Here is a 12,051-nt window from a genome sequence, read left to right on the forward strand (position 1 = left end):
ATTCTGTTTCTTGGATAAGAAATAATCTTTTAAAAAGTCTGCTTCATGCGAAGCAGACTTTTTATATTTGTGCGCATCATGAAACTCGATACGACGCTTTTTTTTATTACCGACAGCACGACAGTGCCGGAAGATCGTTTTTTGCCTGTGGTGGAGGCTGCTTGCAAGGGTGGCGCGACCATTATTCAGTTGCGCGAAAAGGATCGGTCTACCCGCGAATACTTGGAGCTTGCTAAGGCGACGCACGAGATTACGGCTCGTTACGGGATTCCTCTGATTATTGATGACCGCGTGGATGTGGCCTTGGCGATTGGTGCCGAGGGCGTTCATGTGGGGCAAAGCGACATGCCGGTGCGTTTGGCCCGTAAGCTCATGGGCGAGGGCAAGATTATCGGCGCTACCGCCAAAACGGTGCCGCAAGCGCTTGAAGCTTATGAGCAGGAGGCCGACTATCTGGGTTGTGGTGCAATCTATCCGACCACGACTCATGTAAAAACGGTGATTACTCCGGTTGAAACTTTGAAGGATGTTGTGAAGGCGGTGCCGATTCCGGTGAATGCCATTGGCGGGCTCAACAAGGACAACATCTTTGTGCTGAAAGGCTCGGGCATTGCGGGCATTTGCGCCGTGTCGGCGATTATGAAGGCGGCCGACCCGGAAAAGGCTACGCGAGAATTGAAGCAAGCTTTTCTAGAGCTTAAAAAATCGGTATAGATCCTTCGACAAGAAACCTATGGTTTCTTGCTCAGGATGACACAATGAGTCATTGTAATGACACATTGTGTCATTTACTGCCGCGGAGTTTCTGGCCAGCCTTGAGCGGAGCGCCTGGGACCAGCTTGTTAATGCGGCAAAGCGATTCGATTGAAATATTGAACCAGTTGGCGACATCCCCTTGGGAATCGCCTGCTTGTACAACGTAAAAGTTGTAGTTAATCAGCTTGCTCTGGATTTTACGGTGCTCGCTTCTAGCCTTTTTCATCGAGAATTTGTCGACGCCAGGCTGCAGCGCCCAATGCGGGAAATCGATGACGGTGGTGGGGTCGATGTTCACTTCGCCGTAGCGGATTTCAAAATGCAAGTGTGCTGCAGAAGACCTGCCGGAGTTACCCGCGAGGCCTACGATATCGCCGGGGAAAACTCGGTCGCCGACCTTGAGTAGGCGCTTGGAAAGATGCGCATACAGAGTCTCGATGCCGTTCGGGTGCTTAATCAGAATGTAATGGCCGTAGCCGCCCTTATTGTAGCGGGACATCGTGACTTCGCCGGGGTAGGCGGCCACGACGGGTTCATCCTTGATGACGTTCACGTCTACGCCACGGTGCAGGCGATGGCTGCGGATTCCATAGGGGGAGCCGATGAGCGCCTCGTGCGTGATGGGCGGGAGAATGGTCGAAAAGTCGAATGTCTCAATTGTTTCGTCTACTTGCGCGGCTTGTTCCGCCTGCTTTTTTTGCTTGGCCCTGGCGCGTTTTTTCTTCTTGGATTCTACGATTTCGTATTCGACGCCCTGCTTGTCGTAGAGGAGCGCCTTGGTGAATGCCTTCGGATCGTCTTCGCTGAGTTTTACCTTTTTAGACTTCTTGGGCTTAGGCTTTTTAGATGATTTCTTTGCGGATTTTTTGGAGTCGGACTTGCTTTTTGAGCTTTGAACAGAAGATTCTTTGTCGTTGTTTTTGGCTGCCGAGCTTTTGGCGTAAGTGGGAGCACTCGTAAAAGCGATTGCCACGAGAATCGTGACAAAGATGCCTGTCCACTTGTGAAGTCCCAAAAAGCTCATTTTATTTAAAGAAAATTCTAGTGTGAGAAGTTTACTTTAAAAAGGCGAAGAATACGGCTGCCACAATCAAAACGAAGGCGACAATGTGGTTCCATTGCAGGGCTTCGTTGTTGAAAACGGTCGTCGCAATGACGGTGAAGACCGTCAAGGAGATTGCTTCTTGGATGACCTTCAGCTGCATGAGGGTAAATGGCCCCCCGTTAATGCGGCTACCCATGGTGTTCGCGGGAATCATGAAGAAGTATTCGATGAGTGCCACGCCCCAGGAGGCCAGGATTACGAGAATCAGCGGCCAGTCGGTGCTGATGTGCATTTCTTTGAGTTTGAGGTTGCCGTACCAGGCGGCGGTCATGAAGACGTTACTGATAATCAGGAGAATGACTGTAAAGATTCCGGCTTTCATAATATAGTAGACAGTAGGAAGTAGACAGTAGTCAGTGGTTGGGGGTTAGTGATTGGCGCGCAGGCGGTAGGGTTTGCCTGTGCTGAGTTGGTAGGCGAGGCGTGCGCGGACTTGTTCCAGGTACTGGATGTACTTTTCGCTTTGATAGTCGCGGTAGGTCCAGTCGAAGGCGTGGAAATGCCCGTCTTGGAAGTACAGCGTGGGTTCTACAAAAATGCCTCGTTGCATGTACACGCGCTGGCGCTGATCCTTGGTGGTAGCCAAGAAGAACTGCCCGAGCGTCATGTAGCCTGGGTCAAGATTTACGGGGCGTAGTCCCGGCGTTCCATTCTGCTTGGCGATTTCCAGTTCCACGTCGTTGCTCCAGAGCTTGATATCGACGATGTTTTCTCGGTCGACTAGAGTCTCGTAGCTGAAAAAGGCTCGCACAGGGGCGCTGCCGATTTCGTCGACGTAGTAATTGGTAAAGGTGAACGGGAACGGCGGGAGGGCTAATTCTTCTTCGCCAAAATGGTCCTGAAGTATGCCTCGGACACCTTCAACCGCCTGGGCGTCCTTCGCAAGGATGCCCACGATGATTTTTACTTTTGCCGGTGTCCTTAACTCACCCATGGCGTGCAATTTAGAAAAAAAGACGAGAGAACGGACCTTCGGTCCTACAGACGAAAGACGAAAGAATTATTTTTGATCAAAAGAAATTCTAATTATGGTTATTAAACATCTCACATTCTCAATTTTTGTCCTCTCGTCTCTCGTCTTTAGTCTTTCGTCTAAATCCTTCGCAGAAGCTCCTCGTGTGGTTCCTGAAATTTTGGATTCCATTCCTCACGAAAAGACCCATTTTACGCAGGGGCTGTTTTTTGACGGAAAAGAACTGATTGAAACGACGGGGTTGTATGGGCAATCAGGCCTGTACCGCCGCACGCTTGATGGCAAGATCCTGGATTCAGCAAAACTTGCGGATAAGTATTTTGGCGAAGGTTCCATTGCCGTGGGTGACGATATCTTTTACTTGACTTGGAAATCCAAGAAGGCTTTCATTTACAGCCGCAAACCTTTCGCAAAAAAAGGCGAATTCAGCATTCCTACCGAAGGCTGGGGCCTCACTTATTGGAAAAGCGCCTTGCTCATGAGTAACGGCTCTAGCGAACTCCTGCAACTTGCCTTGGGCGGATTCAACGTGGTGGGAGTCATTCCCGTAACTGATGGTGGCCGCCCGGTAAAGCTCTTGAACGAGCTTGAAATCGTAGGGGATACCCTGTACGCCAATATTTGGCAGACGGGGGCCATTGCGGTTATTTCGCTCCCCAGCGGCAAGGTGGTTCGCTATCTGGACTTAAGCCGTAAGGTGGCTGAAATTCAGCGCAAGCACCCTGACGTAGACGTGCTGAACGGCATTGCCTATGACGGTAAGAACCTTTGGGTGACAGGTAAGAACTGGCCGTGGATTTATAGGCTTAAGTGAATAATGCTGATGCCGGATCGGAGTCCGGCATGACTGATGCTGAGACAAGCTCAGCATGACGAGTCGGGGGCCGGTATGACTTTAGTGGCTAGTTCCGGAAGGTCCAGACGATGCCGTAGGCGAAGCGGAGGCCTTCGGGGGTATAACCGCTGGCGGGCATGTAAATGCTGTGGTTGAAGTTCTCGATGCGGGTGTAGAGCTCGAACGAAAGGATCTGCATACGGGCTTCAAAGTCGAGCGCCAGGTATTTCTTCATGAGTTCCAGTTCGGGATTGCCGTTTTCGTTGATAGTGCAGTCGTAGCGTTCGCCGAACCACTGCCAATCCACACGCACGCTTACACCGAGGCGGTCCGAAACAAAGCGGTTCTGCCAGTGGATACTGCCCTTATAGTAGAGTTCCGGCGTATCCAGAAGCTTGAAGCTGCGATCCAGGGTTTCGCCGCGTTCCAAGTAGAATTTCCAGTTTCCGAGCCTGAAGCCAATCTGCAAAAGCCAATCCAAACTGTTCACATTATGGATATTGGTCCAGGTATAAACTTCGTCTATGGCGCTGGTGGAATCCACGGCACCCCATTTGACCCAGCGGGGCTTGATCAGGTTGTCCACGTTTTCGTAGCGTAGGCCAAGCCCATAGAAGACTTCTCGCTGCTGGTAACCCAAGTTCAAGGAATAGCGGTCACGTTCTTCGTATTGGAGTTCCTTGCGGTGGAATGCCAGACGGCCTGTTTCGTCGATTTTAAGCTGGCCCACGTCGGGGAACTTGTTGTCGTGACGCATACCGGCGCTTGCTCGTAGGTGGTACGGCAAGAAGGCGAGTACGTCGGCCGAGTAGGCGGGGGCATAATCAACAAGATTGCGAACAGAACTGTTTCTCTGCAAGCCGGTCTGGGTTCGGAAAATAACCTTGTTCCAGAGGGTGTCCTTCAGTTCCAGGTAACCCGTTTCACGGTCTTGGTAGTACGATTGTGTGGTATCGTTGTCGCCGGTGTTGTCGGTGTTCAAAAATTCGTACTTGAACTTGATTGCCGGGTTAAAGATGGTGTGGTAGGCGATGCCGAAATTACCCAGCATGGATTCGTAGGTCGTGGCTCGGAGGGTATCGTAGAAGAGCGAATCTTTTCGGGCGATTCCCAGAGTGTCTACGTATTCATGAGTTTCCCTATAAATGCGGGAAAGTGAATCCAGCTCGATTTCGTGTTCGTTATAAATGAAGTCTGTAGAGAGGGTGAGTTTTTTAGTGGGGTAGACCTCGATGCCGCCGCCGTAGCCGAAGGTGTGAATTTCCGTCACGTAGGGGTCGGTCTGGAAGGTGCGAATGGACTTGTCGAGCGTATCCAATAGAACCTTGTGGTTCGTATTGTCGGCGTTTCGAAGGTTCACGTAGTTCAATTTGGCGAATGCTTTACCGTACCCGAATCTCCAGGTGAGAATCGGCTGAATATGCATGCTGTTCATGGCGATGTTGCGACCGCCAAAAGGAATCTGCGTGGAGTCGCGACCCAGCGAGAAGTACGGCGAGTGGGTAACGTTCTGGTAGGTATATTCCTTGGAATCTACGTCGGAGTGGCTGGCAAGCCCGAATTCCAGGGAAACGGAATCGGTTACCAGTCTGCGGAAATCGAGGCGGAGGGCGTTGCCGCCGAAGGCGGGGCGTTCCCAGTTCAAGTCGGTAATCGGCGTGTCGACAGGGATTCCCTTGCGTTCTTCAAAGAGAATTCCGTTTTCGCCGTTAAGCCCCAAGGTGGTTGCATCGTAGCCGAGGCGAGTGGTAAATAGGCCTGCCAATTTGGTCGGGTAGCGGGTCTGGATCGAACCCATGCCCATGTGGTCGGGGTCCAGTTCGGGGGCTCCGAGAATGGAGGTTCCCAGCAACCACTCCGATTTTTGGCCGGAAATATCGTAGGTGCGCTGCATGAGTTCCCGATGGGGCAGCACCCAGCGGCCCGCATCAGTTTCACGAGCGGCAGGGTCAATACCCCAGGGAGTCTTATAGACGGAATCTTGAGCAGACGGTTTTGTGTACTGGTCCGGCTTTAGCGGTTCAGCAAACAGAGATGTCACGAAGAAAAGAACAAAGAGCAATGAACAACGAACAATGAACAATCCCATTTCATTTTTTTCATTATTAATTCTTAATTCTTCATTATTCATTGTTTTTTCCAAATCTCTAATTCCTCACACCTCATACCTCAAAGCGGCAAAGCCGCGACCTCATGCCCAACCACTTCCTACTGCCTACTTCCTACTTCCTACTCTTTAGTACCATTCCGCTCTCAGTTTTTCGCGGCGTTCACGGAGGGCGTTCACGACGGAATAAGGCATCTTCATGCAGTTGGGCGGGTAAGCGCCAGATTCGGTATGGAAGTCCGAACCGCCGGTGCCCACAAGACCGAATTTCTGGGCCATTTCCTTATACTTGCGGCCCACGGCTCCCTTCTGGGCGGGACTATAGACTTCAATCCCTTGCACGCCCCATTCCACCATATTCTCGATGAATTCATCGGAAAGGCCCGACTTGTAGGGGTGGGCGAGTACGGCGATTCCGCCGGCATTTTCGATGAGTTTGATGGTCTGCTGTGGGTTCAGGCCCTTCTTTTCGACAAAGGCGACACAGCCGTCACCTAGGTACTTGGTGAAGGCTTCCGAGAAATTGGAGATGTATTCTTCGTCCACCATGGACATGGCGATGTGCGGGCGGCCAATCACTTTACCCTTGCAGTAGCTCACGACCTTTTCGTAGGTAATGTCGATACCCAGGGCGTTCAGCTTCTTGATGATTGCCTTGGCGCGAGTGACACGCTGTTTGGCAAAATCCTGCAGTTCCATGTTCAGGGCGAGGTTCGTCGGGTCGCAGAAATAACCGAGGATATGAATGTCCTTGCCCTGCCACACGGCGGAAATTTCGATGCCAGGAATGATTTCGAGGCCGATTTCCTTGGCAGGTTCTACAGCCAGGTTGTAGCTGTCCAAGTTGTCGTGGTCGGTAATGGAAATGCAACGGAGCCCCTTGCGCTTGCAAAGGGTCAGCAGTTCTTCGACCGAAAGGTTACCATCCGAGAGCTTGGTGTGCATGTGGAGGTCCGCATAGCCACCGCTTTCGGTTATGATGGTGGAATACCCTTTTTGCATCACTTGGCCCCGTAGTAGTATTGGCTAATCAAGGCCGCTTCGCTGGATTGGGCAGGTTTCAGGCACACGTTCAAGAAGGGGAAACAGTTTTCGTCGGCAAAGCCGATTCTGCAACCTGCGCCACAGACTTTAGCCAAGTAAAGGGTGGGGAGGAAGGCTTCGCCCAGGTAAATGCATACATCCGGCTTGTAGGCCCTGAATTTGTATTCCAACTCTTCGAAGGCGTTTTCACCATAGCGACATTCCAGGTCGGTATAGTAGACAGCGGTTGCACGCCTAGCAGAAATCAGAACTTGCTGCGATTCGTGAGCGCAAAGGAGGGCGTTCTTGAAAAATACATCGGGCATAGCACGCACGAATGCGGCCGTTTTTTCCAAGTTACGGTCCAGAAAAACGAGAGTTTTCGGATTCCCTTTCAAGGATGCCGGAAAATCGAACACACCGGAGTCTTCGCCAGCTTGACTTAAAAACCATTTAAACAACGATTCCTTTTTGCTGAATCGTTTAAAAAAGTATTTAAAACTATCCTTAAAATACGGTGACGGTTTCACGTAAACTCCAGTACAAAATTCAACGAAAATATACTAATTTTGCGCCATGCCTAAACAGAAATTCTATGCGATAAAGTCCCCGAACGAAAGCAAAATCGTCATGACTTGGGCCGAATGCGAAAAATTGACCCATGGGGTCAAAGGAGTGCTCTTTAAATCCTTTGGTTCCCGTGCCGAAGCGGAAGCATGGATCTCTGGAATGGAGGCTCCCGTGCCCGAAGGCTTACGCGTTTTTGTAGACGGATCCTTCTCGCCGGGATTTGCGAAATCGGGTTGGGCATTCGTTGTGACCGAAAATGATAAAGAAATCGCCCGCGGTTCTGGCATTACGGCTTTTGATGCTGAAAGTCGTAACATAGACGGCGAAGTGATGGCCTCTTACCAAGCCATGCGCTGGCTCGATGCCAACGACAAATGCGGCGTCATTTGCCACGACTATGAAGGCATTGCGCGTTGGGCCAAAGGCGAATGGCAGGCCAAGAGCAATATCGCCAAGCGTTACGTGGCGGCGGCACAGCCTTACTTGCACCGTGTGAGTTTTGAAAAGGTGGAAGCCCATACCGGTGTCAAGTGGAACGAACTTGTGGACAAACTAGCAAAGGATGCCATTGCCCGCGCCAAGAAATAATTCTTGCAAACAAAGTTTGACGAATTGTAAAAAATGAAGAATCCTGCAAATACTTGTTTGCAGGATTTTGTGTTTTTTTGCAGTTTTGGCCGGTCTGTGACTAAATTTGTTTTGCCGATGTATGTCGGCAATTTGCTATCCACCCGATGGCGAATTTTCAGTTGGGAAGCTCCGCCAGATTCTAGATGCGGCGGGGCTTCTTTATTTCTTGCGGTCTTGCCAGGTGCTTTCGTTAAAGAGCTGACCTTCGGAAAGGCCGTACTTTTCTTGAATTCCGGCCTCGCGGATTGCGTCTTCGATGGTGATTTTTCCGCGAATGGCCTGCGTGTAAATGACAACCTTGCGGCGCACGGTTTCGGCGTCTTCGGTGAGCATTTCAAGGCGGTAGTGGTTGACTCCGGCGGCGTTGAGTTTTGGCAAAAGCTTTAGCGCCGATTGCGGCTTACCTACAAAGAGCGTGTTGCGGCATTCAGCGTCACTCTGCAAGAAGTGGCGTTCGCCCTTATGGTCCAGGATTTCCACCTTATGCTTGGTGCAAATTTTTCCACATTCGGGGAAGCGGCGACCCGTCGTGAGCGCGCGGGCGAAGGCGCAGTATTCCGAATGGAAGGCGGGCATGTACTGGTGCAATGTGAGTTCTAGGCGCTGTCCGTCGATGTTTTCGAGAAGGTCAAAGAGCTGCGTGCTGTTAAGGTCCCAAGAGGGGTGGAGCGTCGAAAGACCCTGCGAAAGGAGCCAGTCGTAGCTTGCGCTGTTGGCGGCGTTCAGGCTGTAGTCGCCCGTGAGCGGGATTCCGCTTTCTTTAAGGATGGAAAGCGCCCCCAGATTTCGCACCAGTGCAAAGTCCGGGCAAAGCCGCAGAATATTCTTGAGGTAATGGCTTTCGCCCGGCTTGTGGATGCGAAGCGTCGCCATGCCCGCCTTGAATCCGAAGTCGCGAATCTGCTGCAGGGATTCGTCGTATTTGACGCCCCAGTCGAAATCCATAATGACGCGGTCAATGTCGAGGCCCTTGAGGGCGGCAATCTGGTCGGGGTTGCGGACGAGTACGCTGATGATCGGGTGCTTGGCGTCGGTGACTGGTGTAGCGGACGCAAAAGTCGTGCCACTGGTAGATGCGCCGGACTTGAACTTGGCGCGGGTGCTTTCGAGGAATGCCTTGCCATCATCCGCCTTAGGCGAAAGAACCTTCCATTGGCAGCGAATTTCATCGAGCTTTTCGGCGGCATTTTGGCGCAGTGTCCTCAGGACTTTTCCCGGGATAAATGCGCCGCGGTCCACTTGAATGTCCAGGTGCTTTAGCTGGTAAGCGGTAGCACTAAGGCCCGAAAGTTCCTTCTGCGCCAAATCATGGAGGGCCTTGTCCGCTTCGTTTTTGCTGCGATTTTCACTGTTGCGTGCGGCTTCAAGGGGTGTTTCAGCCACGACTTCTGCGGAATGATGCAGCCCGTCGCTCATTGTAAGCTTCAGGGGTTCGCCGATTTTCCCGGAAAGAACCATGTTCACGGGGATGCGTTCTTCGAGATTGCGGTCCGTGAAAGTCTTTCGCAGTTCACGTTCGAGCGCAGGGGAGTCGTTGCGGTAAACCTGCATGCCGACAGCGATTTGGCGGGTATCGAAATCACGCCCGAATTCCATACGCAGGTACTTGGGCTCGCCGCGCTTCGGGTGCGGCAAATGGGTGACTTGCGCGGCGTAGAGTCTGCTGCCGATACTTACGCCCAATGCTGCATTTTCGAAGAGGATGCCGTCGCCGGGTTGCGGGTAGGTGGAGCCAACCGATTCATCCAGGGCGACGATAATCTGCCCGCGGTCGGTTTTTGCGACTTGCCCGAGGGCCATGCCATGGTGATTGCTGAAGGTTCCGTTCACCAGCTCCTGATGGTTATCACCATCGAGCCAGCCGGTATTGAGTCCTCGGCTGAAAAGCACTTCTAACGGTTCCATGTCCTTGGAATCGAGCGGAATCTGGTTCAAAGCCTTGCGGTAGGCGCGGGATACGGCAGCAACATATTCGGGGCTCTTAAGGCGGCCTTCGACTTTTAGCGAATTTACGCCGATTTCTTCCAATTCGTCCAATTTCGGAAGGGCGCACAGGTCGCGAGTGCTAAAGAGGTATTGGGCGTCGGTGTCGCGGAATTCCTTGCCGTCCACAAAAATGCGGTAGGGAAGGCGGCAACTTTGGGCACACTGGCCGCGATTGGCGCTGCGTCCGCCAAAATTTTCGCTGGTCAGGCACTGGCCCGAATAGCTCACGCAAAGGGCCCCGTGAATAAAAACTTCGAGTTCCAGGTCGGTTCCACCCTTGATGGCTGCGATTTCTTTGACCGAAAGTTCGCGGGCGAGAACGGCGCGGTTAAAACCGATGGATTTTACCAGATTGACGCCTTCGGCGCTTGCAAGCGTCATCTGGGTGCTGGCATGAATCTCTTGCTGCGGGGCAATGGCACGGATGAGTCTGGCCAGACCGATGTCCTGAATAATGAAGGCATCGGGCTCCAGGGAGATGATTTTCTCCAGAAATTCGGGCAATTCCCAAAGTTCTCGCTCGAAAACCAGCACGTTCATGGCCAAGAAGGTGCGGACCCCGCGAATGCGGGCGTAGCGGATCATGTCACGGACATCGTCGAACGTAAAGTCTTCGGTGCGGCCTCGGGCGTTCCAGTGGGGGACTCCAAAGTAAACCGCATCGGCTCCGTTTTTAACGGCGGCTTCGAGCATTTCACGGGTTCCCACCGGCAAAAGCAGTTCCGGCGATGTCGTTGCGCTAATCATATAGACAAAGATAGAAAACTTGGTATAATTCTTCTTTTTTTTTCTATATTCTGCGCATGAAATTCAAAATTACTTTATCTGCAATCCTCTTTTCTGTTTTCGCTGTTTTTTCCCTTTCTGGCTGCACCGACGAGGCCACTTTGGCCGAAATGAACCGTCTTGCACAAGAAAATGCGATTCTTTTGAATAAGGTGGATTCTTTAAAGAAAAACCTCGATTCTTTGACCGCTTACGGCGATTCTGTCAAAAAATCGCTCGAAAAGCTCGATATGCATCCTTAAACCGCCACCGGCAGAGCGGTTTTGGGGATATTTCTTAACCGTCAATCCCCAATCATTTAACAGTTTTGTTATATTTGCGCCCGTGGCTCACAATGGCCTTCTGCTGCGGCAGAGGCCCCTTAAATAGTTTCGCTGGCCCAATTTGCCCGAAACCTTATCGCCGTCAAGCCTCTCAGGAGGCGCTAGTAAGATGGCTTTAAGCACACACAAACACGAACCAGCCACACCGCCTGCGGGTTTATTTCCAGCCTGCACCTGCGGTCAACCCTTACTTATGAGGTGCCCCGAATGGAATACATCGCACTCGCACTCTCACTCGTTGCAGTGATTCTGTGCATCGTTATCCTCACGAAGGTTAACAAGCTCCTTACCATGCTTCGTACCCCGATTTTCAAGAAGCTCACCCCGGACATGAACTTGAAGCCGGCTTCCCGTCGCCCGATCAGCGCACAGGAAATGGCTCAGCGCGGTGAACGCAAGGAAAATCGCCAGAACAACAATGGCAAGGACCGTCCTGCTAAGGAAAATCGCGAAAATCGCGCCGCTGACAAACAGCAGCAGCCCGCTCGCGACCGTAATGAACAACGTGACCGTGGCAACCGCCGCGATCGTCGCGACCGCCGCGAAGGCCGTCGCGAACAGAACGTTGAAGCTCAGAACGTAGCTGCCGAAGCCCAGGCTCCCGCAGCTGCAGCTCCCGCCGTCGAAGCCGCTCCGGCCGCAGCTCCTGAAGCTCGCCGCCCGCTCGCTCCGCGTATTCCGGTTGAAACTCCGGCCGCTCCTGCCGTTGAAGCCCCGGTCGCTGCCCCTGCAGCACCTGCCGCTGAACCCGCAGTCGAAGCCGTCGAAACCACCTTCGATCCGTCCAAGGTCCGCTACGGCCGCCGCAACGTGATCAAGAAGGCTCCGGAACTCGCCGACGAAGACTAATTGAGCACGCGTTTATAACGCTAAAAAATCCCTCGGTTCTTACCGAGGGATTTTTAATTTATATAAAGCAGCGGCGCGACGATTATTCCTAACCACTAACCACTGTCT

At 52.2% G+C, this 12,051-nt stretch carries 12 protein-coding genes; 5 read left to right on the forward strand and 7 right to left on the reverse strand.

The genetic code is table 11. From position 1 onward, the window contains the following. Window positions 1–78 precede the first annotated feature (78 nt). Complete coding sequence (thiE, locus tag BUA40_RS02005; protein ID WP_178299512.1) at window positions 79–714, forward strand: thiamine phosphate synthase; 636 nt, start codon at window positions 79–81, stop codon at window positions 712–714. Between the two features lie 70 nt (window positions 715–784). Here thiE and BUA40_RS02010 read toward each other — a convergent pair whose 3' ends face one another. From BUA40_RS02010 to BUA40_RS02020, 3 genes are read right to left on the reverse strand one after another with little or no spacing between them, the layout of a single operon-like run. Beyond that, window positions 785–1,780, reverse strand: coding sequence for a M23 family metallopeptidase (locus BUA40_RS02010; protein WP_072797742.1), 996 nt, complete (start codon window positions 1,778–1,780; stop codon window positions 785–787). Between the two features lie 31 nt (window positions 1,781–1,811). Continuing rightward, on the reverse strand, window positions 1,812–2,183 hold the full coding sequence (locus tag BUA40_RS02015; protein ID WP_072797743.1) for a DMT family protein: 372 nt from the start codon (window positions 2,181–2,183) through the stop codon (window positions 1,812–1,814). Between the two features lie 45 nt (window positions 2,184–2,228). Next, complete coding sequence (locus BUA40_RS02020; protein WP_072797880.1) at window positions 2,229–2,795, reverse strand: DUF4416 family protein; 567 nt, start codon at window positions 2,793–2,795, stop codon at window positions 2,229–2,231. A 94-nt stretch (window positions 2,796–2,889) separates the two neighbouring features. Here BUA40_RS02020 and BUA40_RS02025 point away from each other — a divergent pair, with 94 nt between their 5' ends. Beyond that, window positions 2,890–3,648 (forward strand): glutaminyl-peptide cyclotransferase, encoded by a 759-nt coding sequence (locus BUA40_RS02025; protein ID WP_072797744.1) that lies wholly within the window; start codon window positions 2,890–2,892, stop codon window positions 3,646–3,648. Between the two features lie 88 nt (window positions 3,649–3,736). Here BUA40_RS02025 and BUA40_RS02030 read toward each other — a convergent pair whose 3' ends face one another. The 3 genes from BUA40_RS02030 to BUA40_RS02040 form a co-directional block, all read right to left on the reverse strand. Continuing rightward, entirely contained in the window at window positions 3,737–5,758 is a 2,022-nt protein-coding gene (locus BUA40_RS02030; protein WP_072797883.1) for a hypothetical protein, read from the reverse strand. Between the two features lie 147 nt (window positions 5,759–5,905). Further along, window positions 5,906–6,778 (reverse strand): PHP domain-containing protein, encoded by an 873-nt coding sequence (locus BUA40_RS02035; RefSeq protein WP_072797746.1) that lies wholly within the window; start codon window positions 6,776–6,778, stop codon window positions 5,906–5,908. After that, on the reverse strand, window positions 6,778–7,260 hold the full coding sequence (locus BUA40_RS02040; protein ID WP_072797748.1) for a hypothetical protein: 483 nt from the start codon (window positions 7,258–7,260) through the stop codon (window positions 6,778–6,780). The genes BUA40_RS02035 and BUA40_RS02040 overlap by 1 nt, the downstream gene beginning before the upstream one ends. 115 nt (window positions 7,261–7,375) lie before the next feature. Here BUA40_RS02040 and BUA40_RS02045 point away from each other — a divergent pair, with 115 nt between their 5' ends. Then, complete coding sequence (locus BUA40_RS02045) at window positions 7,376–7,957, forward strand: ribonuclease H1 domain-containing protein (protein WP_072797750.1); 582 nt, start codon at window positions 7,376–7,378, stop codon at window positions 7,955–7,957. Between the two features lie 201 nt (window positions 7,958–8,158). Here BUA40_RS02045 and BUA40_RS02050 read toward each other — a convergent pair whose 3' ends face one another. Then, entirely contained in the window at window positions 8,159–10,732 is a 2,574-nt protein-coding gene (locus BUA40_RS02050; protein WP_072797752.1) for a U32 family peptidase, read from the reverse strand. Between the two features lie 56 nt (window positions 10,733–10,788). On the opposite strand from BUA40_RS02050, the gene BUA40_RS02055 reads away from it, so the two are divergent. Further along, window positions 10,789–11,013: a hypothetical protein gene (locus tag BUA40_RS02055; protein ID WP_072797754.1), complete on the forward strand. Its 225-nt coding sequence runs from the start codon at window positions 10,789–10,791 to the stop codon at window positions 11,011–11,013. Window positions 11,014–11,301: 288 nt separating this feature from the next. Next, window positions 11,302–11,943 (forward strand): hypothetical protein, encoded by a 642-nt coding sequence (locus BUA40_RS02060; RefSeq protein WP_072797756.1) that lies wholly within the window; start codon window positions 11,302–11,304, stop codon window positions 11,941–11,943. The last annotated feature ends 108 nt before the right edge of the window (window positions 11,944–12,051 follow it).

Source organism: Fibrobacter sp. UWT2 (assembly GCF_900142545.1).
Lineage (GTDB): Bacteria > Fibrobacterota > Fibrobacteria > Fibrobacterales > Fibrobacteraceae > Fibrobacter.